The organism is Pusillimonas sp. DMV24BSW_D (assembly GCF_011388195.1).
In the GTDB taxonomy this organism is placed as follows: Bacteria; Pseudomonadota; Gammaproteobacteria; order Burkholderiales; family Burkholderiaceae_B; genus Neopusillimonas; species Neopusillimonas aestuarii.
The window spans coordinates 2,934,101-2,958,565 of record NZ_CP049990.1; the positions used below are offsets into that span (position 1 = coordinate 2,934,101).

The window sequence follows — 24,465 nt, forward strand, 5'->3', positions numbered from 1 at the left end:
CAATGCGTTCCCATCAACAGAAACGACAAATAAGGTTCGCGGTATTATCCAACAAACCTTAAATCGATCATAAATCAGGATCCTTATGCTTGTTCACCCGCAATTCGACCCCATCGCAGTTCAACTTGGCCCCATTGCCATCCATTGGTACGGCTTAATGTACCTGATTGCTTTCGGCCTGGTATGGCTTGCGGGTAGATGGAGAATCAACCATGGCAAAACTGATCTCAGCCTGAAAGACCTTGAAGACATCATTTTCTACGGCGTGATTGGCGTTATAGCAGGGGGACGCCTTGGTTACGTGCTGTTTTATAAGCCGGCTTATTACCTCTCGAATCCACAGGAAATTTTTTATCTATGGGAAGGCGGTATGTCATTCCATGGTGGGCTAGTGGGCGTCGTCGTCATGCTTTTTCTACTGGCTCGCAGCAAAAATAAAACACTGCTGGAACTGGGTGATTTTATAGCCCCCATGATTCCTTTAGGATTAGCTGCCGGCAGGTTGGGAAACTTCATTAATGGCGAACTTTGGGGACGCCCAAGCGATTTACCCTGGGCCATGCTTTTCCCACAACTGCAAGACAATATCGCACGCCACCCTTCCCAACTATACGAAATGAGCCTGGAAGGCATTCTGCTTTTCTTGATAGTTTGGTGGTTTGCCCGCATTCCCAGACCCACCGGACAAGTTAGCGCCGTGTTCCTGATGGGTTACGGGATTTTCCGCTTTCTTGTTGAATATACACGCGAACCCGATGCGTTTTTGGGTCCGGTGCTTGGTGCACTAACCATGGGACAACTTTTATCGTTGCCCATGATCGCAATCGGTTTGATTATTTATTTTCGCGCTGCAAATAAATCGTTCCCTGCACGGAAACCGTAACCGTTTCTGTATTGCCCTCTAGAGGAACCGACGCTTTATCAGCAGCCATAGCCATCATTCGCGGCGCGGGGGCATATTCAACCCCGGCGCCACCCAGGTTCAACTCCTTGATGCTATAGCTTTGGAACCCAAAAGCCACCGCAAAGGCGTCAGCACGCTTCCTGAAAGCCGCAGCCGCCTCTTCGAGCAAGACCTCTTCGGCTTTGGCACGACTTTCCGGAGAGACGGAAAAAGCAATATTCGTGATGGAAAGTTGATCGCCCAGACTTGCCGCCAACTCCGAGGCGGCAGGAAAATCTTTAGATTCAAGAATAAGCTCGGCCCGGCCCTGCCAACGCGTTACTTTGCCGTCTTCATCGGTAAAAGGCCAGACACGGAAGTTACCTGAGTAAACCTTCACGACATCTTGTTTTTTAGCGTTCGCCACGGCCGTATCAAGTGCCTTGCTTAATTGAGCATTGACAACTTGCTGACTGACGTCGTTCATTTGTGCCGACAGCGTTACCGTGACTGTATCTTGAGCAACCTGGCTGGATGCCGCTGCCTGCAAACTGGCTTGAGGCAAACGCGGACCGCCCATCGTTTTGGCATGGTGCCCATATTGCGCACCGTGATGTCCACTTGATGATTCCGGATGCCCCATTGGGCCGGCACCGTGAGATGCCGCCATGACTGCAACAGGCGCCCCGGCCAAACCAACAAAAACACTGAAAACGCATCCAGCCAACTTCGCGCGGACGCAAATGCTCTTACCTGACGAGATCATAAGACACCTCCTAACAAGCAAAAAGCCCGTCTTAAACAAGACGGGCTTTCAATAAATGCCCCGCATGTGCCGTCTAGACCGGCATCCTGGAACCGTAAGTTCAAGGTGGTCGCCTTCAGTCAAGCTTCGGGATCACCAATTAAGGCGTTCACGCCCACTTGTCAATCGAGCAACCTAATGCCATAGCATTGGTTCAAGAAATATAGGTCAAGTCACGAACACCGCAGGGACTAACCGTTGGACCCACAATAACGTACAAACCCAAACAAACAAAGAAACGGTTTGTAAATATCGCAGGACCGAAAATTTATTCCGGCTTTGCCTCGGGCAAAACCAAATTCAGTTGGCCGTGCATTTCATCAAGTTTACGCTTGAAGTCACCCACTGCAACGCTACCCAATGGACCATCGGGCGCACGCATTGACAGCATTTCAGCCGCAATTTGAATTGAAGCCATTACGGCAATACGCTCGTTGCTCGAAATTTTACCAGAGCTTTTTACTGCCAACATGCGCTGATCGACAAATTTGACCGCGTCGAGCAAAGCTTGTTTTTCCGCGGGCTCGCAAGCCAACGAGTATTCACGCCCCAAGATTGATATATCGACTCGTTCCATATGTTTGTTACTCCTGCGGTGCACCAGGCAAACGCTCAAGCAGCGCATCAATGCGCTGCCTGGCATCGTCGGCGGCATGACGCAAACGGCCGGCCTCAGCACGACTTTGCTCAAGCTCTTGTAAAACTTGTTTGTAAGCAGCTTGCTGCTGGTTCAGTTCCAACTCCAAACGGGCCTGCACAGCGTGAGCCTCGCGCAGCTGGTCGGCACTCTCGGAGTGTAATTGCGTGCGCAAGGCGTTGAGCTCATTTTGCGCAGCGGCGCGGATCTGCGCTATTTCAGCCTCGTGGCGCTGCGCCTGCGCAGCAACATCCTTGAACTCACTTTCCTGGCGAGCCAATTGCGCTTGTAGTTGGTTTCGCTCTCGTTCGGCCTGTTCGGCTCGACCGCCGAGCACAGCCTGCTCCGACTGCAATTGCTTTGTCAGTTCAACGAGTTGCCCGATACGGGCGGCGAGAAAGTCTAAGTCTTGCAACATGAGCGATATCGTAAACCAAGGCTCGCGAACGCGAAAGCCATTGGTGGCATGAATTGCGAAGTCGTTAGAATAACCGAATTTCCGATTCCCACCGCAAAGAAGGAGACTACTATGTCCACCTCGATTGGCGAGCGCCAATATACATCCGGCTCACCTGTGAAACTGGCTTTTCTTGGGTTAGGCGTAATGGGCTACCCAATGGCCGGCCACCTCAGCCGCGCCGGCTACGCTGTGACGGTTTATAACCGGACTACGGCAAAAGCAACTGCGTGGTGCGCCGAATTCAGGGGTGATCATGCAAAAACGCCCAGGGAAGCCGCGGCTAACGCAGATTTTGTTATCGCCTGTGTTGGAAATGATGACGATTTGCGCAGTGTTGTACTGGGGGATGACGGTGCATTTGCAGGTATGGGAAAAAACGCCATTTTCATCGACCACACAACGGCGTCGGCAGACGTTGCAAGGGAACTTTACGCAGCCGCCCGAAATCTAGGCTTGGATTTTGTTGATGCACCCGTTTCCGGAGGCCAGGCGGGAGCCGTAAACGGTGCATTAACAGTTATGTGCGGCGCGCAACCCGAAACATTTGATCTGGCTAAGCCAATCATTGAGAACTACGCCCGGGCAATAACACTCATGGGCGCGCCCGGTTCAGGCCAATTATGCAAAATGGTGAACCAAATCTGCATTGCCGGCTTGTTGCAAGGCCTTTCCGAAGCCGTCGCATTTGGTAAAACGGCGGGGCTCGATATGCATAAAGCACTGACTGTCATCGGCCAAGGCGCCGCGCAAAGCTGGCAACTAGACCATCGCGGCACCACCATGATCGACAACAAGTTCGACTTCGGTTTTGCAGTAGACTGGATGCGCAAAGACCTCGGCCTGGTTCTGGACGAAGCGAAAAACAACGGAAGCAGTGTTCCGGTAACCGCTCTGGTCGACCAGTTCTACGCCGATGTCCAACGCATGGGTGGTGGTCGTTGGGATACGTCGAGTTTAATCACCCGTCTGCAGAAATAAGATTTGGTAGACGAACAACCTTGACCTGCCCGCCTACCGCCTCTACCTTTAATTATTGCGGCGTGGTTGCGCGAGCGCCAGACACCAGAACTGTTTTACGTTGTACAGTTCTGGCTCCCTGGCCCCGCGCACGCAAGTAACGAGTATCCTGACTGCGCCGGAACAAAATAGTTGCCAGCTCATTCAAGGCTTGGGTATACACTTCGCGCTTGAATTCGATCACGGCATCAAGCGGAACCCAATAATGGCTCCAGCGCCAGGCATCGAACTCGGGATGCCGAGTGGCACGCAAGCTAACATCGGAATCCCGACCTACCAACCTTAAAAGGAACCAAATCTGCTTTTGCCCCTTGTATATACCCCGCGAATCACGCCGGATGAAATCTTCCGGTACGTTATATCGCAACCAATTACGCGTTCGCCCCAAAATGCGGACATGTTCCGGTAGTAAACCCACCTCTTCGCGCAGCTCCCGGTACATCGCCTGCACCGGACTCTCGCCGTACTTGATACCACCTTGCGGAAACTGCCATGAATGTTCCCGAATGCGTTTACCCCAGAACACCTCGTTTTTTTGATTAACGAGGATAATGCCAACATTAGGGCGGTAGCCTTCGCGATCCAACATAGGCCACCCCTTCGAATTTAATACAATTACGTCCGATTATACGTATCTGTCGAGAACCCTACCATGCGTGCATCCCAGTATCACATCAATACACTAAAAGAAGCCCCTGCCGAAGCGGAGGTCACCAGCCATCAACTCATGACCCGGGCGGGCATGATTCGCAAGATCGCCGGCGGCATTTACACGTATATGCCGCTGGGTCTCAGAGTGTTAAAAAAAATAGAAAACATTGTGCGCGAAGAGATGGATCGCGCCGGCGCGATAGAGTTGCTCATGCCGATTGTCCAGCCTGCGGAGCTGTGGGAAGAATCGGGGCGATGGACCGAATACGGCCCCGAACTTTTAAGAATAAAAGACCGCCATCAACGTGATTTTGTCTTACAGCCAACGTCTGAAGAGGTGATTACCGATATCGCCCGAAACGAAATCCAAAGCTGGCGTCAGCTTCCTGTGAATTTCTATCATATTCAGACAAAATTCCGAGACGAGCGCCGGCCGCGGTTTGGGCTGATGCGTGGGCGCGAGTTCACCATGAAAGACGCCTACTCTTTCGACCGAAATGAGGAAGACGCTCAGGCCAGCTACGACAGAATGTATGACGCTTACATGAATATATTCACACGCCTGGGCCTGAACTTTCGCGCTGTCGCGGCAGATACTGGATCAATTGGCGGGTCGCGCAGCCATGAATTTCAGGTCATCGCAGATACAGGCGAAGACTTGATCGTTTACAACCCCGACTCACAATACGCGGCCAACATTGAACTGGCGGAAGCGCCCTGCCTGATCAGCCAAAGAGGCAACGCGGATGCCGCCATGCAGAAGATAGCCACACCCGAGATGCCTAAATGTGCAATGGTGGCCGAACACCTTCAACGCCCGCTTACAGATACCGTCAAATCAATTGTCGTCACCGCCGAGCCGGCCAACGAGGATGAAAGCGCGGGAATTTATTTGCTGATGATTCGCGGTGACCATGAGCTTAATGAAATAAAAGTCGGCAAACTTAAAGGACTCGAAGCCGGGTTCCGCATGGCCACTGACGACGAAATACAAACCGTTTTTGGCTGTTCGCCGGGTTATATCGGCCCGGTGAATCCGAAAGCCCCCGTTACCATCATCGCCGACCACACGGTTGCCAACATGAGCAACTTCATCTGCGGCGCCAACGAAAATGGATTCCACTTGAGCGGTGTTAATTGGGTACGTGACCTGCCGGAACCCGAAGTTGCAGATATCCGTAATGTCGTCGCGGGCGACCCCGACCCGCGCGGCGGGACTCTCTCGATACAACGCGGGATTGAAGTGGGGCACATTTTCTTTCTGGGTGACAAATACTCCAAAGCACTACAAGCCACGTTCCTTGACACCGACGGCAAGCCGGCAGTGATGCAAATGGGTTGTTATGGCATTGGCGTCAGCCGCATTTCTGCTGCGGCGATCGAACAAAACCATGATGAAAAAGGCATCATTTGGCCACGTGCTATTGCTCCGTTCGAGGTCGTGATCTGCCCAATGGGCTGGCATAAAAGTGAAACGGTCCGCCAAGCCTGCGAAAAACTGTATCAAGACTTAAAGAAACAAGGCGTCGACGCCATTCTCGATGACCGCGACATTCGTCCCGGCGTGATGTTTGCCGACTGGGAACTGATTGGGGTGCCGTTGCGCGTCACAGTGGGCGACAGAGGATTAAACGACGGCCTCATTGAGTGTCAAATTCGGGCCGAAGGTCAGACCCACAAAGTAGCGGTCGAAAATGGCACGACTTACGTTCTGGAACAGTTACAATTGCTGTCCCGTTCCAAATGACAGGATCACCGTGTATTCTACGTTGCCAATTCGCGTGTATTACGAAGACACTGACGCCGGTGGAGTTGTTTTCTATGCAAACTACTTGAAATTTTTCGAGCGTGGAAGAACCGAGTGGTTGCGTCAGCTGGGCGTAAATCAAACCGATCTGGCAGCGAAAGAAAACCGGATTTTCGTCGTGAAAGGGCTGGATATCCGCTATAGGAAGCCCGCCCGCCTCGATGACCTTCTGTCTATTCGCAGTAAGGTGACACGTGTGGGCAAAGCCTCAATCGATTTTCATCAGGTCGCGGAGCTTAATGGTGAACCTTTATGCGAAAGTAGTATCCAAATTTGTTGCGTCGACGCACAGAGTTTGCGGCCGGCCGCTTTACCCAACCCTCTCAAAACCCTTTTGAATCAGCTTCAGGATTAATCATGCAGCCTACCAGCGACTTGTCGTTGATAACCCTTATCCTTGATGCCAGTATCCCGGTTCAGCTCGTCATGCTGATCCTGATTGGCATTTCCGTTCTGTCCTGGACATATATTTTCAGTAAGCGTGCCACTTTGAAGCGAGCACACGAACAAACACGATTGTTCGAAGATGACTTCTGGGCGGGTGGTGATCTGGCAGCCTTGCAAAAATCGGTCTCATCGAGCCCCGACGATTACGGCGCTCTGGCACGAATTTTCGACGCAGGCATGACGGAATTCATTAAAGCCCGGCGAGTAAACGGAAATGCAGAAGCCTTACTGGACGGCCCCCGACGCGCGATGCGGGCGAGCTATCAGCGAGAAATGGATAGCCTCGAATCGCACTTGAACTTTCTGGCGTCAGCAGGTTCTGTGAGCCCATACATTGGCCTTTTAGGAACAGTGTGGGGCATTATGCACGCCTTCCTGGGGCTATCGGCCATGCAACAGGCCACTTTGGCTGCGGTAGCGCCGGGGATTGCCGAAGCGCTGATCGCCACTGCCATTGGTTTGTTTGCGGCCATCCCGGCCGTGGTCGCGTATAACCGATACACCAATGAAATCGATCGCCTTTCAATGCGTTTTGACAGCTTCATTGATGAATTTCTGAACATTCTGCAACGACAGGTTCGCTAATGGCGTCTTCACGTAGTCACTTATCCCGACCAAGCCGGCGCCTCAAGAACGAAATCAACGTCGTACCCTACATCGACGTCATGCTGGTATTGCTGGTTATCTTCATGGTCACCGCACCCATGATTACGCCAGGACTGATTGAACTGCCCACGGTAGGACGCGCGTCTGACGTTCCGGTTGAGCCCGTCGAGGTGCAAATCCAGGAAGATGGTAGTTTGGCAATACGAAGCCGGTCGGCCGGCAGCGAATTCGAGGACATTCCCAAAGATGGATTAGTCGATGCGGTCAGGACACGTATTTCAAATGAAACACCGGTTGTTATCGCAGCCGATGGCAAAGTTCCATACGAGCAAGTCATGGCCGTAATGGATCAACTGCGCAGTAACGGGGTTACGCGCCTTGGTCTACTGGTCGATCAAGGCGCATCAGAAGTTACCGACAATGCTCCTTTAAGCCAACCATCCACGCCTCCGGCGGAACAGAACTAGGTTATTGCCGCAGCCATATGAAACGTTTTGGGTCGGTCTCACACGGAAAACACCCCGCCGCGCTTGAACAGCAAGACGAGCGCAAAGGTTTTCTTTATGCCGTTTTGGCGCACTTGGCGGTAGCCGGCGTTTTGATGCTAGGTGTTCTCACTTCTGCGCCCAAAACGCCCGCGCCCGTGCAAGTCGAGCTGTGGATGGATGGAAACACCCCAGAAACGGCGCCAACGACCGAACAGACACCTCAATCTGAGCTTGAACCTGAACCTGAACCGGAGCCCGAGCCTGCGCTTGAACCCAAGCCTGACCCACAGCCTGCGCCGGAACCCGAGCCTAAGCCGCAGCCTGCTCCCGAACCCGAGCCCAAACCGGAGCCGCAGCCTCAACCTGAACCAACGCCCGAACCGACAGTAGACGCCGACCCCGACATTGCTCTTGAGAAAGCACGTAAAGAACGTGAGGAAGCTGAGCGTCAAGCTAAAGAAGAAGCTGAACGCCGAGCCCGTGAGGAAGCCGAGCGTCAGGCCAAAGCAGAAGCTGAACGAAAAGCCCGCGAAGAAGCCGAGCGTCAAGCCAAAGCTGAAGCTGAGCGCCGAGCCCGTGAGGAAGCCGAGCGTCAGGCCAAAGAAGAGGCTGAACGTAAAGCCCGTGAAGAAGCTGAACGTAAAGCCAAGGCTGAAGCTGAACGAAAAGCTCGTGAAGAGGCGGAACGTAAAGCCAAGGCTGAAGCTGAACGAAAAGCTCGTGAAGAGGCTGAACGTAAAGCCAAAGCTGAGGCTGAGCGAAAAGCACGCGAAGAAGCGAAGCGTCGCGAAGCGATTAAACAGGCCATGCGAGGTGATGCTTTGGGTGCCGCCGGCATTCAGGGCGGCACTGCAGACCGCAACCAACGTGGTGGTGGCGGAACCGATAGTGGTTACGCCGCACAAATCCGTGCATGTGTTCAACCTAGGGTGGTCTACCCCATCCCGCCTCGTTCGGGCCCGAACCCGCGGGTTCAGTTCCGCGCGACGCTAAGCCCTGAAGGACGCGTGCGCAGCGTTGAAATTAGCCGTTCGTCCGGCATTCCGGCTTTCGATCGTGCAGTCGAAAACGGAATTCGGGCCTGCGACCCCTTCCCAAAACCCCCTTCCGGCAGATATCCTGCCTATATCGACGGGGATTACTATATGTATGATCAATAGTATGACCAACAGGAGATTGCCGAGATGACTATTGTCACGTTCGCCAAAAGTGTTGTCCGAAACCTCAGGCGTTTAAGCCAGGTTGCTTTGATTGCCGCTGCGGCCAATCTGACGTTCGGCACAACCGCAACCGCCCAACTACGAGTCGATATCTCCGGCGTGGGAGCAACACAATACCCAATTGCGATTGCCGACATGCAGGGAGACCCTGCAGGGCGGACGATCGCCGAGGTCATCCGTGCCGACTTGACCCGATCCGGGCAGTTCAAACTTGTTAATGCGACCGGCGCTGCACTTACCGCCGAGACACCGGTTTCACACGACGATTGGCGTGGCCGCGGTGCTGACTATATTGCCTACGGTTCAGTTTCCCAGGCTGCCGGTCAATACACCGTTACTTATCGCTTAACCGATACGGTTCGTAAAACCGAACTCGACGGTGTTGCTTTCGCCGGCTCCGAAAAAGAGCTTCGACGCATAGCGCACCAAATCGCCGACCGCATTTACGAAAAAATCACGGGCATTCGTGGGGTATTCTCAACCCGTCTGGCTTATGTTGTGAAGCGTGGCGATGTTTATGAGCTTCAGATTGCCGACGCCGACGGGCAAAACCCGCAAGTCATGTTACGTTCCAAGCATTCAATCATTTCTCCGGCATGGTCGCCCGACGGCAAAAAACTGGCTTACGTCAGTTTTGAGCTTGGCAAGCCCGTTGTGTACGTACAAACATTGGCTACAGGCCAGCGCGTACCGATTGCAAACTTTAAAGGCAATAACAGCGCTCCGGCATGGTCGCCCAACGGAGACAAAATGGCCGTAGCGTTGTCTCGCGATGGCATTTCCCAAATTTATGTCATTGACAATGACGGTTCGAATTTGCGTCGGGTGATGCGTTCACCACTTATCGATACCGAACCGCACTTCTCACCCGACGGCAACTCTATTGTATTTACAAGTGACCGCAGCGGCAGCCCACAAATCTACCAAGTTCCCGTAAACGGAGGGGAGGCGCGTAGAATAACTTTTAACGGAAGTTACAACATCTCACCGGCACTCTCGCCCGACAGTAACAATTTAGTGTACGTTACACGCAGAGACGGGGCATACCGTATTGCAATGCAGAACATGGCAACGGGATCCGAACAAATTCTTACTGATGGACCCGATGACCAGTCTCCCAGCTTTGCTCCTAACGGCATGCAAGTTTTGTACAGCGCTGTTCAAAATGGTCGCAGTGTTCTGGCGGTGGTTTCCACCGATGGTCGTGTTCGGCAAACACTCTCCACGCTTGAGGGCAAAGTACAAGAACCCACTTGGGGCCCGTTTACTAACTAATTTTTTCAGTGTGACTCTTCTCTTTAAAGGAACTTAAATGAGCTCGCGCATTACAAAAAGCCTCAGTATCGCTGCCCTGGCCGCCTCTTTGGCAGCTTGCAGCTCCGTCCCCCTGGATCAGACCGGATCAGGTTCTGGTACCGGAGGCGACGGCGCATCGACCGGCCAGATCATGGACCCCTTCAACCCGCAAAGCCCTTTGGCACAGCAAAAGTCGGTTTATTTCGAGTACGATAGCTACGTTGTACCGGATCAATACCGCAGCGTTGTTGAAATGCACTCATCCTACCTATCCAATAATGGTCAGCAAAAAGTGCGTATTGAAGGTCATGCCGATGCACGCGGGGGGTCAGAATACAACCTCGCGCTGGGTCAGCGACGCTCGGATGCTGTTGCAAGAATGATGCAGTTGCTGGGTGTTCGCGCCGAGCAAATTGAAACAATCAGTTTCGGGAAAGAGCGTCCTCGCGCAATGGGTAACACCGAAGCAGACTACGCGGAAAACCGTCGCGCAGACTTCAATTACCAGCGCTAGTAAGTAGCTTCAAGTAAAAAGCGCACGCCGTAGCGCGAAATCGCTACGGCGTTTTTTTCAAGAACAGGTAACGGCCATATGAATGTCCTAATCAAATCGCGCACCTTCCTGGCAACCGCTGCCGCAACCAGTTTGTTGTTTTTTTCCACCACCGCTTCTGCCTTTGCCGACGACGAGGCCCGCCGCGCCATTCTGGAGCTTCGCGAACAGATTCGGCAAATGACCGAGCGAAACCAGCAAGCCCGACTGCAGTTGGCCGACCGTATCGAAACTTTACAGCAGGAAGTCGCGAGTCTTCGTGGCCAAATCGAGCGAATGCGTTTTGAGCTCGATGTTAAAGATGGTAGAGGCTTGGGCTTGAATCAAGACACCCCTCAAGTCAGCAATCCTCAAGAGCAGGCCGCATTCGATCAAGCAATGAATTTTTTTCGCGCAGGCCAATATAAGGAAGCCGCTGAAAGCTTTGGTACATTCGCCAATAATTACCCCAACAGCCAATTGAATGCCGATGCGCGGTTTTACCGAGGCAGTAGCCTGTACGCATCAAAAAGTTTCGGCCCTGCGGTCACCGAGCTCCAAGCCATGGAGCAAAACCACCCCGAGCACGCCCGGGCCCCCGACGCATTGCTTATTGTTGCGGCTGCGCAAATCGAACAAAACAACTTGTCGGGTGCACGCGACACGCTGCAACGAATTACTGAAAAATACCCACAAAGTAATGCAGCGCAAACCGCACAGGAACGCTTGAAGCTCCTGCAATAATGTCTGTAAAGAAAACCTCCGGCGTTCTTGTCGCATACCGGAGGCAACAGCTTAGGAAGCTATGGCTACTCCTGTTTCTCGTCTTCCTGGTTGTCGCGACAATCCTTATCGATTTGGCGATCGGTCCTGCCGATATTGGAATTTCGGGTGTTGTCGAAACACTGTTATGGCCGGCGCAATCGAATAGTTTGGACGTCGCCGTTATCTGGCAGCTACGCGTTCCACAGTCGTTGATGGCGCTTACGGTTGGCGCCGCGCTGGGTATTGCAGGCGCGGAAATGCAAACAGTGCTCGACAACCCGCTAGCCAGCCCTTTTACACTAGGCGTCTCTTCGGCAGCGGCTTTAGGTGCTGCTCTCGCCTTGAGCTTTAATTTAACCATTCCCGGGTTACCTGCTGAAATCGGACTCGTAGGCAGTGCCATGGTTGTGGCTTTGGCATGTACCGCCTTGCTTGATCGCGTTGCATCGCGACAAGGTGCGAACGCAAATAATATTGTTTTATTCGGTATCGCATTGATATTCAGCTTCAATGCCTTGTTGGCTCTGATGCAATATCTGGTGAGTGCATCGTCGCTTCAACTATTAATATTCTGGATGATGGGCAGCCTTGCTCGCAGCAACATGGCCGGCGTTGCTGTGGTATCTGTTGTGCTGCTTGGCGTTCTATTCCTGGCCATGCGCCAAGCCTGGCAACTGACCGCTTTGCGCTACGGCGACGAAAGAGCTCGTACTCTGGGTGTTGACACCCACGCGTTAAGAAGGCGCAGCCTGTTCCGCGTTGGCATCCTGACAGCAGTTTCCGTATCACTCACCGGGGTGATCGGCTTCATTGGATTGGTCGCTCCTCATATCGCCCGTCGGCTGGTAGGGGAAGACCATCGCTGGTTTCTGCCTACCAGTGCTTTAACAGGTGCGCTTCTTCTAATAAGCGCCTCCGGCTTGTCAAAAATGTTGGTCACGGACACACTGTTACCTGTAGGAATCGTCACAACTTTTGTGGGCGTACCCGTTTTTGCCTGGATCGTCTTGCGCAAACAATCCTGAATACATTCATTTATGGCTTCCACCTTTAGGGCCGCTGGCATTACAACGCACTTGAACGATAAAACGGTTTTGTCGGAGCTTAACCTGCCCGATGTAGAAACCGGGCAATTGTGCGCCCTGATGGGTCCGAACGGCTGTGGAAAATCTACTTTGTTAAAAAGTTTGGCAGGTCTCGTTAAATGCAAAATCAAGACGCTAACCTACACCGACAGACTAGTACCGAAAAATGAAAAGCACTTACCTCAGCCTCTATTCGGATATTTGCCTCAATATCTGCCAGAAGGACCAAATCTCACGGTTATGGAGGCGCTTTTGGTAGCTCAGGCAAATTCCACTACGGCTTCGAAAAGCAGGCTATTTGAAGAAGCAGAATCAATACTTGAGGAACTAAGCATATTGCCGCTGGCCAACGCCCGCGCCGACCAGCTATCGGGCGGACAAAAACAGTTACTCGCGCTTGGCCAACTACTATGCCGAAAACCCCGTATCCTGCTGTTGGATGAACCCTTTGCTGCGTTGGATATGGCACATACCTATAAAGTAATGAGTTTGCTGAAAAACCTCACAGCAAGGCAACAGCTCATCACAATTTTTGTGACACACGACCTTAACTTCGCTTTACGCAACGCGAACGTTGTGCTGCTCATGAAGAATGGCGGCCTAAACAGTTACGGCACGCCTGAGTCAGTATTGAATTCAAGTCGCATAGCCGACGTTTTTGGTGTGCAAACCCGCCTGGAACATTGCAGCCATGGTCAACCTTTTATATTTATCGATGGCCCTGCCGTCAAACAGTTGTAAAAAAACTTCATGCCTACCCTAGCACCCAATTTTGCCGAACAAACCTGCCACATTAACAATGACACATACCATTACCTGAAAACAGGAGAAGACGAGCCGGAGGTTTTACTGATCCATGGTTCATTATGCGATTACCGCTATTGGCGCTGGCAATTACCTGCGTTCGCATCGTCGGTGTGCACCCTTTCCCCTAGTTTGCGCGGCTATTGGCCTGAAACGAGCTCCCACCCCAACCCTGACTTCTCAGTGCAGCAGCACGCACTTGACATGCGGGCACTGATCGAAACGCTCTCGCCAACCCACCCTATCCACATATTGGGACACTCTCGGGGGGCTCTGGTGGCAATGGAGTTGGCAGAACTGGCCCCGGAACGGGTGCGGTCATTAATATTGGCTGACCCCGGCTTTCATTCAAGCTCACTTCCTCCCAGCCATGGTTTTCAACTAGAAGCAGCCGACCGCCTTAAACAAGGAGATGTCGAGGGGGGGCTGGCGCTGTTTATTGACTCGGTAAGCGGGGAGAACACCTGGGCACGCACCACCGGATGGTTTAAGTCGATGGTACGCGAGAACGCCGACACGATAATATCGCAGGTTTTGGAAGCAGACAAAGAATACGACTTAAACCGCGTCTCGAAACTGAAATGCCCAACCTTACTACTAGGTGGCGCCGAGAGCCCTGCACGCTATAAACACATTCTGGATATTCTGGAGCTACTCCTGCCCGACGTGCGCCGCGCAACAATTCCACTGGCCACCCATGGCATGAACCTGGCCAACCCGAAAGCGTTCAATAAACAAGCTCTGGCGTTCTGGGAGGATGTATCAAACGCAGAGTCCGGTGCCTAATGCGACATGTGAGCGGCGGGTGATACGGTGGCAGCCGGCTTAACTTCACACTTTGCCGCCACTTTCTCGCCCGATTTCAGCACAAGTGACAGGCCGACCGTATCACCGACCTGAACCTGTCGATTCGGCTTTTCCAGCATAAGGTGGTACCCACCCGGCTTGAACTCCAGCTTTTGGTCTGCTTGCACAACCACCTCGGAGACCATCGCCATTCGACTCAAACCATTCTCTTGCTTGGTTTGGTGAACCATCACATCGTCAAAAGCGTCAGCGGCGGCACCCACCACCACAATATTGTCGGGACGATTATTCTGCAAGAGAAAATAACCGGCCGACGGTGCTGAAGCAGGCAATAACCGCAGCCAACAATTATTAACAGCCACGTTATCTGCCAGGGGCATATTATGAATCGTGCCGGACATTTTTTGGATTGCGGCATTATGGCCGTGCCCCTGTCCCATGTGATCGCCATGCGACGCAGCCCATACAGAAGCAACCAAAACACTTTGCAGCCCAATCGCCGCCGCCAATCTAACTACTTTCATTGCATTTTCCTCTAGTGTCTGTTGTGCGAAGTTTAACCGCTTTTCCTTCAGCTCCCTGCTCTGTGGAATTGGAAAAAGACCGAAAATCATCGCTTATTCTCGCCCTTATTGGACAACAGTCGGTCATACGATCACTAAAGTTATCCAAAAGCCAGCCGTTAAAAGGTTTCGGTATTGTCTAAAGTTCTCACCCGGAGACAACATGAAAGGGCTTCGCAACCTGAAAGTACGAACCAAACTGATTGGTGGCTTTCTGATTGTCGCCGCCATAGCCGCCGTTATCGGCGTCATTGGCATGCGATCGATGCAGCAAATCAACCAGTTAACACAAACGCTATACGATGAGGAGTTCATCGGTCTGCGCCATGCCAGCGAGGCTGACCGGCAATTGGTCGCCGCTGGGCGTGCGCTTAGAAGTACACTGCTAACAAGCACCGCCGACGACTATCGCAGCGAATACTTCTCCATCAACAACCACTTCATGTCGGCGCGTCTGGCTTTGGAAGACTTGGCTAAAACCGCCGTTTCGGAAGAAGGCAAAAAACGGGTTCGCGACGCCCAGGAAGCGCTGCAAGCCTATATGGAGGTCGCGCGCGATGTGGTGAGCGACGATCCTTCGGTTAGTCTGGGCCGGCTGGATACCATCGAACGGGTTTTCACGGAAATGCGCCCCATGGGAGACGAGGCTGAAAGTCTGATCAAGCGAATTGTGTTCGATCAGCAAGATGATGCCGAATCCGCCACCCGGGAAATCCAAAACATTTTCCAACAAACCTTGGTTTTTATGGTGGTTTTAACTGCTATCGGCGTTCTGATCGCCATTGCATTGGGGCTGCTGATTACACGGGGCTTTACCCGTCAACTGGGTGGCGAACCCACCGAAGTTGCCCGCATAGCGGGCTCAATCGCCAAAGGCAACTTAAACAACACGATTAAAGTTCCCAAGCGCGCCCAGGGCAGCATTATGCATGCCATGCACCTTATGCAAGAGTCGTTGCGCAAGGTCGTGGGTGCGGTTCGCATCAGTAGCGATCACATCGCCACCGGCACCACTCAAATTGCCGCAGGCAACGCAGACTTATCACAACGCACTGAAGAACAAGCTGCCAACCTTACGGAAACGGCAGCCGCCATGGAAGAACTGGCCAACACAGTTAAAAGCAACGCCGAAGTAGCCCAGCAAGCCGCACACATGGCTACCTCGGCCAGCAAATCGGCCACAGAGGGTGGCGACGTGGTGCAGAACGTGGTGACCACCATGCAGGATATCAACACGTCGTCGCGACAAATCGTTGATATTATTTCAGTCATCGACAGCATCGCTTTCCAAACCAATATTCTGGCGTTGAATGCTGCCGTTGAAGCTGCGCGCGCGGGCGAGCAAGGACGCGGGTTTGCCGTTGTAGCCAGCGAGGTTCGCGGCCTCGCACAAAAAAGTGCTTCGGCGGCAAAAGATATCAAGAACCTCATCGACAATAGCGTGAAAAAAGTCGATGCGGGCAGCCAGTTGGTCGATGAGGCCGGCACGGCAATGCAAGACATCGTTAATCAAGTCAAACGTGTCACCGACCTGATCAATGAAATCAGCGCTGCCACAACCGAGCAAACCTCAGGCATTAACCAAATTAACGATGCCATTCTCCAGCTTAGCGACGTGACCCAGCAGAACGCAGCACTGGTGCAGGAATCCGCCGCAGCGTCAGACAGCCTCAAGGCTCAAGCCAACCGGCTTGTTGAAGTGGTCAACCTGTTTGACGTTGGACAAGAGTACATCGATGTCCAGGCACGTGAAATTGCGCGTGAAACGGCCGAAGACACGCACCAAACAACCTCTTCCGCAGCCGCGCTACCGTCGGGGCGCAAACAGAAATCGTCATCCCACGAGTTACCGCATGACGAAAAAAAACAACGAGAGACGATTCACAACCATAACCAATCCAAACCGCAGAACGGTGCAACACCGAAAAACGAAGAAAACGACACGCGACAACACAGCAATCGCGAATTGCGCCGTCCGGATCTTAGCCAAGCTAACGGTTCCCAAAAACGTAAACCTGAAACATCCAAGGAAGACGATTGGGAAGAATTTTAATTTCCCGGAATCAATGCAGAACCATTACCTGATCCCTAACCTGTTAAGAGATGACAAAAGCTGGACATAGTCCAGCTTTTGTTTTTGGCCGTAACACTAATGCGACGTGCTCACGCTGCACCACATGACGTGAAATAGCAAAAACCTATTAAACGGATTTAAACAATCAAATTGTTTAAATAAATGAGAATGACTATCATTTACCTATTAAATCTAGGGGAAACGTCATGTTCATTATTGAAAAAACCAGCCAGGTCTTTTTGCACATGGGTGTCGCCTTTGCCGTTACGTATGCCATGACAGGTTCGATCATGACAGGAGGATTGGCAGCCTTGGTTGAACCAATATGCAATGTCGCGTTACTACCTCTTCACGAAAAGGTGTGGCGCAAGATTAAAACCCGGCGGCTGCGCTCCGCCCACCGCGGAACCTGTGCAGTTGTACAACCATGATGAGTGTTAACATTCGCAATTATCCAGACTCAATCCTGACATCGTCCGAACGACATTATGGCGTCCTTTGAAATCGATACCATTGTTCAATCATTAAGTGAAATCCGCAAGGAATGGCGCGCGTCCCAAAAGCGGTCTCGCGAACCCGGCGGCCGTGAGTTTCCATCACGAGACGCGCTCGCTGAGGTCATGGATGCACTTAAAGGCGCCCTTTTTCCAATGCGTTTGGGGCCAACCGACCTACGTCATGAGAGTGAAGACTTTTACGTCGGTCATACATTAGACACCGCGTTGCACACCTTGCTTGCCCAAGCGCGCCTGGAAATTCGCTATCAACATCGTCACCAAGCCATCACTGAAACAGAAGTTGAGCAACGTGCAGTTGAGACCATAACCGGCCTGGCCAATAGTTTGCCCCATATACGCAGCATGCTCGACAGCGATGTTCTGGCAGCCTACCGGGGCGACCCGGCAGCACAAACTGTCGACGAAGTATTACTGTGCTATCCGGGTGTACTGGCCATGATTTACCATCGCATAGCCCACGAACTCTATACCCGCGACCTCCCTTTATTGGCTCGCATTGCAGCTGAAATGGCTCATTCGCAAACGGGTATTGATATTCACCCCGGCGCCACAATCGGGCCGAGCTTCTTCATCGACCACGGCACCGGAGTTGTCATCGGAGAAACTGCTGTCATAGGGGAACGCGTCCGAATCTACCAGGCCGTGACACTTGGTGCGAAAAGCTTCCCCACAGATAACGAAGGAAGTTTGCAAAAAGGGCTACCCCGTCACCCGATTGTAGAAGACGATGTCGTTATTTATGCCGGTGCAACTATTCTGGGTCGGGTAACACTTGGCAAAGGCTGTGTCATTGGCGGTAATGTCTGGCTAACAGAAGACGTACCTGCCGGCTGTGTTGTTACACAAGCCCGCTCGCAAGATACTCCCCGAACCAATTGCACATCCAGCTCGGGGATTTAAACTTCGACTAACTCGCTAAAGAGCCACTCAAAAAGCGGCACTAAGTGAAAAAACGGCTGCGGCTCGCCCCATGTTACGTCCATCACGATTGGTATAAACCTGGCGTTCGGCATTGGTGTCCACATAAGCAAGTGAAGCCGTTATACCGTTATCCCATGTTTTGCTTAAACCCAACGACCAATCTGTGTAGGAGCCATCGGTTACGTTGCGAACGCGCTGATAGCCCACATGGGCGTCCAACATCAGGCCCCAAACACCTGTATCAAATTGGCCCGACAAATCATAGTATTGACTATTTTTACTATCGGCCCATCCGAATAAATTGGTTAACGCATGTGAATAAGTAAAGGATACCGGACCATAGCCAATACCGAGGTAGAGCTCTGTCGTATTAGGGCTGGTGAAGCCATCGGGATAATCGCCAGGATAATAATATTGCAATACCCCCGTGTCGATCGTCCAATCCCCGTAAAGTGGTGCGCTATAGCCGGCATAAAAGTCCATTTCAACCGGCGCTGAAACATTCGGATCCGCATCGCCGAGCCAACTAATGCTGGAGTTCCAGTTACCAACATAAAAACCGCTGCTATGGCTGATATCGAATCCGCCTTGAATTGCCGGCTTATTGTTCGACTGCATCAAGCCGCGAAAACGATATTGGCTTGTTGCGGTCATGTTGGCGCTAATTTCGAATTCAGACATCGTCGTTTCAGACGACGCCGTTTGTGCTGCAACAGGCTGGGCAAGTGCAATCAGCGCAGCGAATGCAAGCGCCTTCTTTTTTAGTACGGCCATGAGTCACTCCTTCAAAAGAAAAGACAGGTAATAAAACTGTCTTTTCAACTAAAGCAATTTTCATGCCAATTACCATGAAGGGTCGACGCCTCAAGCTTTCGCCTGTCGAAATGTAAGATTGAAACGTTGGCTTCCACACAGGCGGTGTTCACCTTTTACTGGTGCAGCGACACCGTGAAAGCGCAAACGATCCTGGCCGCCCCAAACAACGACATCGCCATGCACCAATAAAACCTTTCGCACCGAATCGGTGCGTTGCAAACCACCAAACAGGAACTGGGTCGTGAGCCCTAACGAAACAGACACAATCGGCGCACCCAAATCGGCCTCGTCTTTGTCCTGGTGCAAAGCCATACGGGCTCCAGGCCCATAACAATTAATTAAGCACGCATCCGGCTCGAAGCGCGCGTAACCGGCCTGTTCGGCCGCTGTCTGCGCAATCTGTCGGAACAAGAGCGGCATCGCGGGCCATGCAACGCCTGTTAAAGGATCACGATCCGCATAACGGTAGCCCGCTTTGTCGGTAACCCAGCCCCATTGGCCGCAGTTTGTCTGTTTAGCCGACATCACTCTTCCACCTGGGGTTTTCATGCGACGCAATGGGGATCGCGCCAGAACCTCCTGTATCGCGCGCCATAGTGCAGCATCTTGAGCCAACGCAAAACCACGTAAAACCATAGCATCGTTGCTGAGCCTTTCATTTGGCCCAGCGGAAAAGGCGACATCATCGAACAAAAAACCCGTCATCGTCAGGCAACGTCCGATTTGCGCCAAACCGTGGCCAACCAGGGTTGTTGGTCTCGCGGCAACCCTGGCGGCCGAAAATAATGCTCAAGTTCAATAAAGCCCGCCTGAGTTAACAAGGCATGCCATGACTCGTAGTCGTGATAAACGGCATAACGCTCACCGTTCCAACCTTCCTGATTCTCTCCACGGGGATTTGAGCAGAACAACACCCCGCCTGGCTTCAGTGTGCCCCTAAGATGCTTTAACACTTGCCCGAGATGCACCAAGGGAACATGAAACAAGGAAGCATTGGCAAACACACCGTCGAAATACGCTTCCGGCAACGACAATGCCAGAAAATCCTGTTGCCATACCTCGCAACCGCTATTGGCGCGCGCCATTTCCACAAAAGCCGGTGCACCATCCAGGCCAACCGGTTCATGACCCAAACGCCGAAACCTGACGAGATCGCGCCCTGGACCGCAACCAAAATCAAGGATGCGACAAGGCGCGGTGACCGGGATATGCCTTAATAAAGCATCAATGTTTTGACTGACGTCATGATCCTGGGTGCCTTCCTGGAAGCGAGAGGCATGGCGCTGGTAATGCCCCAAAGTAACTTGAGACACCACTTTGGGGTCGACGGGAACAGACATAATTCCGATATCCACTCATTAACTCAACCCCAAAGTATACGAACTTCAACGGATCTAGCGTAGATGATCGAGCAAACCGGGGCCAAAGACCTCCTGATGAATCCGACTGGCTGGTACCCCTTTTGCAACCAACGCCTTCCACTGAGCCTGCATAAAGGGCATCGGCCCGCACATATAAACGGATGCTTCATTCAAATCCCACTCAGGCAATGCAGACACCTCCATTCGACCGCTCTGAACCGTCACGGCATGATTACTCCAGCTATTGCCCGAATGATCTCCGTCTACATCTTCATAAAATACGGTACATACAAGATTCGGCATCAATTCAATGGCATGTGCCAACTCATCCCTATGTGCATGGAACGCGGGACTGCGCGCCGCGTGGCCAAAAATAACGCGGCGGCCAGGATGGCGTTGAGCAATATCGTTCAGGGCACTTATCATCGGCGTCACCCCTACCCCCGCCGATAGTAATACGATAGGCTCCGTTGTATTCGTATCAGGCGTAAAATCGCCGAACGGCGGACTGATGCGCAATGTGTCGCCGGCCTTCACCGTATCGTGCAACCAATTGGAAACGCGACCAGCAGGTGTTTCTTTTCCCGCGGCCTCGCGCTTAACCGAAATCCTGAAATGCGTCTTTCCTGGTGCGTCCGACAAACTATATTGACGTAACTGACGCATACCGCCGGGCAACAAGGCCTCAACGGAAATGTATTGACCCGGCATAAAAGACGGCAGTGGCGCGCCGGCTTCAGGCGTTAACAAAAAGGAACGCACATTAAGGCTCTGATCCTGAACCTCTTGCACTGTCATATTCAATAATTGTCCCGGTTCGGTTTCTGCGGCGGCGTATAGCTTGCGCTCCTCTTCAATAAAAGCATTCGCTAACAAACCATAAGCCTCTTCCCAGGCCGACAGCAGATCCGGCGTGGCCGCCTCACCTAACGTTTCCTGGATGGCACCCAAAAGATGACGACCGACAATGGGATAGTGCTCGGCACGAATTCCAACTGAAGCATGTTTATGAACGATCCGGCTGACAACCGGCGTCAGCGCCTCGGGTTGATCGATATTATCGGCGTAGGCAAACACCGCCGCCGCCAGAGACTGTTGCTGAGCACCGCTGGCCTGATTTCCCATATTGAAAATACGAGTAAGTTCCGGATGCTCGGAAAACATATTTTTATAGAAAGTCTTTGTAATGGTGACACCTTGTTCGCGCAGAACAGGCACACTAGCTTGAATATACGGACGTGCAGCTTCCGATAACATGTAACAACTCCATTTAATATATTTAATATCGATCTTTTAGGCTAAAAAAGACCGCCTTTATGACGGATTGCTCAGCATGCTGCCAAACAATAAGATGTATTTTATATATTTCTTAAATTGATGTCGAATCGGCACTAAGGTCGGCCCAATAAGAAATCGATACAATAGCGTCCGTTGCATCCTTAGCAGGAACGTCCTCATGACCACGCTCGGTACCCCTTTATCCGCCACTGCCACCAAAGTCATGCTGCTCGGTTCGGGCGAGCTTGGCAAAGAAGTCATCATTGCCCTGCAACGCCTGGGGGTTGAAACCATTGCAGTTGATCGTTACCCACATGCGCCGGGACATCAGGTCGCACACCATGCAAGAACATTGGTGATGAGTGACCCTGAACAGTTGCAGGCACTCATCGAATCAGAGCAGCCGGACGTGGTTATGCCTGAAATCGAGGCGATTGCTACGACCGCCCTGGAAAAACTGGAGGCTGAAGGTAAGGTCAGAGTGGTACCCACCGCCCGTGCAACCCGTCTGACCATGGATCGCGAGGGTATCCGACGCCTGGCTGCCGAAACACTTCAACTTCCAACCAGTCCGTATCAATTCTGTGACTCATTGACGGAATTAAAACAAGCGGTAACCGAGCATATCGGCTATCCGTGTATCGTCAAACCGGTTATGAGCAGCTCAGGCAAAGGCCAGAGCAGAATCGATCATGTCGACGACATTGAAAAAGCCTGGAACTATGCGATGTCGGGCAGCCGGGTGAATAAAAATCGCGTGATTGTTGAGGGTTTTGTTGAGTTCGATTATGAAATTACGCTGCTGACCGTGCGCGCCTTGAATGACACAGGCGCAGTCAAAACCTATTTCTGCGAACCAATAGGCCATTTGCAGGAACAAGGTGATTACATTGAGAGCTGGCAACCGCAACCTATGAGCGCCACGGCCAAACAACGGGCTCAAGAAGTGAGTCATGCAATTACCGAGAACCTGGGTGGTTTGGGCTTATTTGGGGTGGAACTTTTCGTTAAAGGTGACAACGTCTGGTTCAGCGAGGTCAGCCCACGCCCCCATGACACCGGCTTGGTGACGCTTGTCACGCAATGGCAAAATGAATTTGAATTACACGCGCGCGCGATTCTTGGTCTTCCAGTGGACACCAAACTGCGCAGCCCGGGTGCCAGCGCCGTGATTTACGGCGGCGTGGACGCGCAAGGAATTGTTTTCAACGACGTCGACAAAGCGCTGCAAGTCCCTCAAACAGAATTGCGCCTGTTCGGCAAACCGGAAAGCTTTCGTCGGCGTCGTATGGGCGTTGCCGTGGCCTATCACGACCACCTGGATCAAGCCCGCGAAAACGCCCGCAAAGCCGCCAACCGCGTCAAGCCCGGTACAGCAAAATAAACGCCTTTCCCTATTATTTTCCGGGTCATTGGCCAGGCAAAACCACGCTCGCTACAATAACGCGTTTTGCAACAAGGGATTTACATAATGGAAGAAGATATTCTTGCCGACGTTTCCAAACAAATATCTGCCTGGACCGGCAGTGGAGAAATGGTCGCCCTGACCATTCAGGTTTTCCTGGTCGTCTTGGCGGTCGTCGTCGCGAACTTTTTCCTGCGTCGCGTCTTGAACAAACTTGAGTCGCGCAGCAAAAAAACCAAAACCTATTGGGACAATGCGCTGATTGAAGCCGCGCGCAAACCCGTAACCATTGTTGCCTGGATCATCGGCCTCTCTTTTGCCATTGAAATTCTTCAGGTTGAAACTGAAGTCACTCTGCTCGATTTTATCGACCCTGTTCGAATTATCGGGGTCGTGGGTTGCATTACCTGGTTTGTTGTCCGTTTCATCAACAATGTTGAAAAAGGTATTATTGCCCAGAAACAGGCCAAGAATGAACCCATCGACGTCACAACCGTCGACGCCATTGGCAAGCTGCTACGTATTTCCGTCCTGATCACAGCCGTTCTCGTCGCCATGCAAAGCCTGGGCTTTTCCATTTCCGGCTTATTGGCGTTTGGCGGCATCGGCGGGCTGGCGGTTAGTTTTGCAGCTAAGGATTTGCTGGCCAACTTTTTCGGTGGCCTGATGATCTACCTCGACCGGCCTTTCGCTGTGGGCGATTGGGTACGCTCAAACGATCGTGAAATAGAAGGGACAGTAGAAGAAATTGGTTGGCGGCTGACGCGTATTCGCACCTTCGACAAACGACCACTTTACGTCCCCAACGGAATCTTTACCCAAATCGCTGTGGAAAACCCTTCACGCATGACGAATCGCCGTATCAGCGAAACAATTGGCGTGCGTTATGACGACTTCGCACACGTTGGCGCGATTGTTAATGACATCAAGGAGATGTTGCGCAACCATCCGGAAATCGACCAGGATCAAACGCTGATTGTGAACTTCCTGCAGTACGGCCCGTCGTCACTGGACCTGATGATCTATACATTTACCAAAACAACGGTATGGGTCACCTATCATGAAGTCAAGCAAGATGTCCTGCTGAAAATTGGTGAAATTATCGAGACGTACAACGCGGAAATTGCCTTTCCCACCCAAACACTGCATTTGGTTAAAGATGGACAAGGTCAGAGCCATGTTGAACCGGTGAATGCTTAAAACGTTAACCCAAACGTTT

At 52.2% G+C, this 24,465-nt stretch carries 27 protein-coding genes and 1 other RNA gene; 18 read left to right on the forward strand and 10 right to left on the reverse strand.

From position 1 onward, the window contains the following. Positions 1–85: 85 nt before the first annotated feature. The gene (gene lgt, locus G9Q38_RS14050) at positions 86–883 is read left to right on the forward strand and encodes a prolipoprotein diacylglyceryl transferase (RefSeq protein ID WP_166132083.1); all 798 of its coding nucleotides are present in this window, start codon (positions 86–88) and stop codon (positions 881–883) included. Here the strand turns inward: lgt and G9Q38_RS14055 are convergent. The 4 genes from G9Q38_RS14055 to G9Q38_RS14070 all read right to left on the reverse strand — a co-directional run bounded on the left by G9Q38_RS14055 (position 834) and on the right by G9Q38_RS14070 (position 2,743). Next, on the reverse strand, positions 834–1,649 hold the full coding sequence (locus G9Q38_RS14055; protein ID WP_166132084.1) for an SIMPL domain-containing protein: 816 nt from the start codon (positions 1,647–1,649) through the stop codon (positions 834–836). The two genes, lgt and G9Q38_RS14055, sit on opposite strands and share 50 nt — an antisense overlap. Before the next feature lie 53 nt (positions 1,650–1,702). After that, positions 1,703–1,882: non-coding RNA, 6S RNA (ssrS, locus tag G9Q38_RS14060), on the reverse strand. A 74-nt stretch (positions 1,883–1,956) separates the two neighbouring features. Then, positions 1,957–2,265, reverse strand: coding sequence for a cell division protein ZapA (locus G9Q38_RS14065; RefSeq protein WP_114421949.1), 309 nt, complete (start codon positions 2,263–2,265; stop codon positions 1,957–1,959). A 7-nt stretch (positions 2,266–2,272) separates the two neighbouring features. Further along, a complete protein-coding gene (locus tag G9Q38_RS14070) occupies positions 2,273–2,743 on the reverse strand; it encodes a hypothetical protein (protein ID WP_166132085.1) in 471 nt (156 codons plus the stop codon). Between the two features lie 111 nt (positions 2,744–2,854). On the opposite strand from G9Q38_RS14070, the gene G9Q38_RS14075 reads away from it, so the two are divergent. Beyond that, positions 2,855–3,763, forward strand: a complete 909-nt coding sequence (locus G9Q38_RS14075; protein WP_166132086.1) for an NAD(P)-dependent oxidoreductase — start codon at positions 2,855–2,857, stop codon at positions 3,761–3,763. A gap of 52 nt (positions 3,764–3,815) precedes the next feature. Here G9Q38_RS14075 and G9Q38_RS14080 read toward each other — a convergent pair whose 3' ends face one another. Further along, positions 3,816–4,391, reverse strand: coding sequence for an RNA pyrophosphohydrolase (locus tag G9Q38_RS14080; RefSeq protein ID WP_166132087.1), 576 nt, complete (start codon positions 4,389–4,391; stop codon positions 3,816–3,818). 63 nt (positions 4,392–4,454) lie between these two features. On the opposite strand from G9Q38_RS14080, the gene G9Q38_RS14085 reads away from it, so the two are divergent. The 11 genes from G9Q38_RS14085 to G9Q38_RS14135 all read left to right on the forward strand — a co-directional run bounded on the left by G9Q38_RS14085 (position 4,455) and on the right by G9Q38_RS14135 (position 14,289). After that, positions 4,455–6,200 (forward strand): proline--tRNA ligase, encoded by a 1,746-nt coding sequence (locus G9Q38_RS14085; protein WP_166132088.1) that lies wholly within the window; start codon positions 4,455–4,457, stop codon positions 6,198–6,200. A 10-nt stretch (positions 6,201–6,210) separates the two neighbouring features. Beyond that, positions 6,211–6,615 (forward strand): tol-pal system-associated acyl-CoA thioesterase, encoded by a 405-nt coding sequence (ybgC, locus tag G9Q38_RS14090; RefSeq protein ID WP_228276143.1) that lies wholly within the window; start codon positions 6,211–6,213, stop codon positions 6,613–6,615. A 2-nt stretch (positions 6,616–6,617) separates the two neighbouring features. Continuing rightward, positions 6,618–7,292, forward strand: coding sequence for a protein TolQ (gene tolQ, locus G9Q38_RS14095; protein ID WP_114421954.1), 675 nt, complete (start codon positions 6,618–6,620; stop codon positions 7,290–7,292). Further along, the gene (gene tolR, locus G9Q38_RS14100; protein WP_166132090.1) at positions 7,292–7,780 is read left to right on the forward strand and encodes a protein TolR; all 489 of its coding nucleotides are present in this window, start codon (positions 7,292–7,294) and stop codon (positions 7,778–7,780) included. Before tolQ ends, tolR begins: the two co-directional genes overlap by 1 nt. A gap of 17 nt (positions 7,781–7,797) precedes the next feature. After that, positions 7,798–8,961, forward strand: a complete 1,164-nt coding sequence (tolA, locus tag G9Q38_RS14105; RefSeq protein ID WP_166132091.1) for a cell envelope integrity protein TolA — start codon at positions 7,798–7,800, stop codon at positions 8,959–8,961. Between the two features lie 24 nt (positions 8,962–8,985). Beyond that, the gene (gene tolB, locus G9Q38_RS14110; RefSeq protein ID WP_166132092.1) at positions 8,986–10,296 is read left to right on the forward strand and encodes a Tol-Pal system beta propeller repeat protein TolB; all 1,311 of its coding nucleotides are present in this window, start codon (positions 8,986–8,988) and stop codon (positions 10,294–10,296) included. Positions 10,297–10,333: 37 nt separating this feature from the next. Then, positions 10,334–10,831, forward strand: a complete 498-nt coding sequence (gene pal, locus G9Q38_RS14115; protein ID WP_114421958.1) for a peptidoglycan-associated lipoprotein Pal — start codon at positions 10,334–10,336, stop codon at positions 10,829–10,831. Positions 10,832–10,909: 78 nt separating this feature from the next. Next, positions 10,910–11,593 (forward strand): tol-pal system protein YbgF, encoded by a 684-nt coding sequence (gene ybgF / locus G9Q38_RS14120; protein ID WP_166132093.1) that lies wholly within the window; start codon positions 10,910–10,912, stop codon positions 11,591–11,593. Next, positions 11,593–12,639: a FecCD family ABC transporter permease gene (locus G9Q38_RS14125; protein WP_166132094.1), complete on the forward strand. Its 1,047-nt coding sequence runs from the start codon at positions 11,593–11,595 to the stop codon at positions 12,637–12,639. The genes ybgF and G9Q38_RS14125 overlap by 1 nt, the downstream gene beginning before the upstream one ends. Positions 12,640–12,651: 12 nt before the next feature. After that, positions 12,652–13,440 (forward strand): ABC transporter ATP-binding protein, encoded by a 789-nt coding sequence (locus G9Q38_RS14130; RefSeq protein ID WP_228276144.1) that lies wholly within the window; start codon positions 12,652–12,654, stop codon positions 13,438–13,440. 9 nt (positions 13,441–13,449) lie between these two features. Further along, positions 13,450–14,289, forward strand: a complete 840-nt coding sequence (locus tag G9Q38_RS14135) for an alpha/beta fold hydrolase (RefSeq protein WP_166132096.1) — start codon at positions 13,450–13,452, stop codon at positions 14,287–14,289. Here G9Q38_RS14135 and G9Q38_RS14140 read toward each other — a convergent pair. Further along, a complete protein-coding gene (locus G9Q38_RS14140; RefSeq protein ID WP_166132097.1) occupies positions 14,286–14,834 on the reverse strand; it encodes a copper chaperone PCu(A)C in 549 nt (182 codons plus the stop codon). The genes G9Q38_RS14135 and G9Q38_RS14140 overlap by 4 nt on opposite strands. Before the next feature lie 202 nt (positions 14,835–15,036). Between G9Q38_RS14140 and G9Q38_RS14145 the strand changes: the two genes are divergently transcribed. The 3 genes from G9Q38_RS14145 to epsC all read left to right on the forward strand — a co-directional run bounded on the left by G9Q38_RS14145 (position 15,037) and on the right by epsC (position 18,365). Further along, positions 15,037–16,926 (forward strand): methyl-accepting chemotaxis protein, encoded by a 1,890-nt coding sequence (locus tag G9Q38_RS14145; protein WP_166132098.1) that lies wholly within the window; start codon positions 15,037–15,039, stop codon positions 16,924–16,926. Between the two features lie 227 nt (positions 16,927–17,153). Further along, positions 17,154–17,378 (forward strand): DUF2061 domain-containing protein, encoded by a 225-nt coding sequence (locus G9Q38_RS14150; RefSeq protein ID WP_166132099.1) that lies wholly within the window; start codon positions 17,154–17,156, stop codon positions 17,376–17,378. Between the two features lie 57 nt (positions 17,379–17,435). Further along, positions 17,436–18,365, forward strand: coding sequence for a serine O-acetyltransferase EpsC (epsC, locus tag G9Q38_RS14155; RefSeq protein WP_166132100.1), 930 nt, complete (start codon positions 17,436–17,438; stop codon positions 18,363–18,365). A gap of 27 nt (positions 18,366–18,392) precedes the next feature. Here epsC and G9Q38_RS14160 read toward each other — a convergent pair whose 3' ends face one another. The 4 genes from G9Q38_RS14160 to hmpA all read right to left on the reverse strand — a co-directional run bounded on the left by G9Q38_RS14160 (position 18,393) and on the right by hmpA (position 21,820). Next, a complete protein-coding gene (locus tag G9Q38_RS14160; protein WP_166132101.1) occupies positions 18,393–19,160 on the reverse strand; it encodes a TorF family putative porin in 768 nt (255 codons plus the stop codon). Positions 19,161–19,250: 90 nt separating this feature from the next. After that, complete coding sequence (alkB, locus tag G9Q38_RS14165; protein ID WP_166132102.1) at positions 19,251–19,907, reverse strand: DNA oxidative demethylase AlkB; 657 nt, start codon at positions 19,905–19,907, stop codon at positions 19,251–19,253. 2 nt (positions 19,908–19,909) lie between these two features. Beyond that, positions 19,910–20,542, reverse strand: coding sequence for a class I SAM-dependent methyltransferase (locus tag G9Q38_RS14170; RefSeq protein WP_166132103.1), 633 nt, complete (start codon positions 20,540–20,542; stop codon positions 19,910–19,912). A gap of 54 nt (positions 20,543–20,596) precedes the next feature. Next, positions 20,597–21,820: an NO-inducible flavohemoprotein gene (hmpA, locus tag G9Q38_RS14175; protein ID WP_166132104.1), complete on the reverse strand. Its 1,224-nt coding sequence runs from the start codon at positions 21,818–21,820 to the stop codon at positions 20,597–20,599. Between the two features lie 199 nt (positions 21,821–22,019). On the opposite strand from hmpA, the gene purT reads away from it, so the two are divergent. Then, positions 22,020–23,225, forward strand: a complete 1,206-nt coding sequence (purT, locus tag G9Q38_RS14180; RefSeq protein WP_166132105.1) for a formate-dependent phosphoribosylglycinamide formyltransferase — start codon at positions 22,020–22,022, stop codon at positions 23,223–23,225. A gap of 87 nt (positions 23,226–23,312) precedes the next feature. Beyond that, entirely contained in the window at positions 23,313–24,446 is a 1,134-nt protein-coding gene (locus G9Q38_RS14185) for a mechanosensitive ion channel family protein (protein WP_228276145.1), read from the forward strand. Positions 24,447–24,465: the final 19 nt, after the last annotated feature.

Coding starts and splice junctions, on each gene's coding strand:
- epsC (WP_166132100.1), top strand. CDS start 17,436: ATGGCGTCCTTTGAAATCGATACCATTGTTCAATCATTAAGTGAAATC.
- G9Q38_RS14145 (WP_166132098.1), top strand. CDS start 15,037: ATGAAAGGGCTTCGCAACCTGAAAGTACGAACCAAACTGATTGGTGGC.
- G9Q38_RS14135 (WP_166132096.1), top strand. CDS start 13,450: ATGCCTACCCTAGCACCCAATTTTGCCGAACAAACCTGCCACATTAAC.
- hmpA (WP_166132104.1), bottom strand. CDS start 21,820: ATGTTATCGGAAGCTGCACGTCCGTATATTCAAGCTAGTGTGCCTGTT.
- G9Q38_RS14055 (WP_166132084.1), bottom strand. CDS start 1,649: ATGATCTCGTCAGGTAAGAGCATTTGCGTCCGCGCGAAGTTGGCTGGA.
- tolA (WP_166132091.1), top strand. CDS start 7,798: ATGAAACGTTTTGGGTCGGTCTCACACGGAAAACACCCCGCCGCGCTT.
- G9Q38_RS14170 (WP_166132103.1), bottom strand. CDS start 20,542: ATGTCTGTTCCCGTCGACCCCAAAGTGGTGTCTCAAGTTACTTTGGGG.
- G9Q38_RS14140 (WP_166132097.1), bottom strand. CDS start 14,834: ATGAAAGTAGTTAGATTGGCGGCGGCGATTGGGCTGCAAAGTGTTTTG.
- lgt (WP_166132083.1), top strand. CDS start 86: ATGCTTGTTCACCCGCAATTCGACCCCATCGCAGTTCAACTTGGCCCC.
- G9Q38_RS14085 (WP_166132088.1), top strand. CDS start 4,455: ATGCGTGCATCCCAGTATCACATCAATACACTAAAAGAAGCCCCTGCC.
- G9Q38_RS14125 (WP_166132094.1), top strand. CDS start 11,593: ATGTCTGTAAAGAAAACCTCCGGCGTTCTTGTCGCATACCGGAGGCAA.
- G9Q38_RS14160 (WP_166132101.1), bottom strand. CDS start 19,160: ATGGCCGTACTAAAAAAGAAGGCGCTTGCATTCGCTGCGCTGATTGCA.
- G9Q38_RS14065 (WP_114421949.1), bottom strand. CDS start 2,265: ATGGAACGAGTCGATATATCAATCTTGGGGCGTGAATACTCGTTGGCT.
- alkB (WP_166132102.1), bottom strand. CDS start 19,907: ATGACGGGTTTTTTGTTCGATGATGTCGCCTTTTCCGCTGGGCCAAAT.
- G9Q38_RS14150 (WP_166132099.1), top strand. CDS start 17,154: ATGTTCATTATTGAAAAAACCAGCCAGGTCTTTTTGCACATGGGTGTC.
- purT (WP_166132105.1), top strand. CDS start 22,020: ATGACCACGCTCGGTACCCCTTTATCCGCCACTGCCACCAAAGTCATG.
- G9Q38_RS14130 (WP_228276144.1), top strand. CDS start 12,652: ATGGCTTCCACCTTTAGGGCCGCTGGCATTACAACGCACTTGAACGAT.
- G9Q38_RS14075 (WP_166132086.1), top strand. CDS start 2,855: ATGTCCACCTCGATTGGCGAGCGCCAATATACATCCGGCTCACCTGTG.
- tolQ (WP_114421954.1), top strand. CDS start 6,618: ATGCAGCCTACCAGCGACTTGTCGTTGATAACCCTTATCCTTGATGCC.
- pal (WP_114421958.1), top strand. CDS start 10,334: ATGAGCTCGCGCATTACAAAAAGCCTCAGTATCGCTGCCCTGGCCGCC.
- ybgF (WP_166132093.1), top strand. CDS start 10,910: ATGAATGTCCTAATCAAATCGCGCACCTTCCTGGCAACCGCTGCCGCA.
- tolB (WP_166132092.1), top strand. CDS start 8,986: ATGACTATTGTCACGTTCGCCAAAAGTGTTGTCCGAAACCTCAGGCGT.
- G9Q38_RS14185 (WP_228276145.1), top strand. CDS start 23,313: ATGGAAGAAGATATTCTTGCCGACGTTTCCAAACAAATATCTGCCTGG.
- tolR (WP_166132090.1), top strand. CDS start 7,292: ATGGCGTCTTCACGTAGTCACTTATCCCGACCAAGCCGGCGCCTCAAG.
- G9Q38_RS14080 (WP_166132087.1), bottom strand. CDS start 4,391: ATGTTGGATCGCGAAGGCTACCGCCCTAATGTTGGCATTATCCTCGTT.
- G9Q38_RS14070 (WP_166132085.1), bottom strand. CDS start 2,743: ATGTTGCAAGACTTAGACTTTCTCGCCGCCCGTATCGGGCAACTCGTT.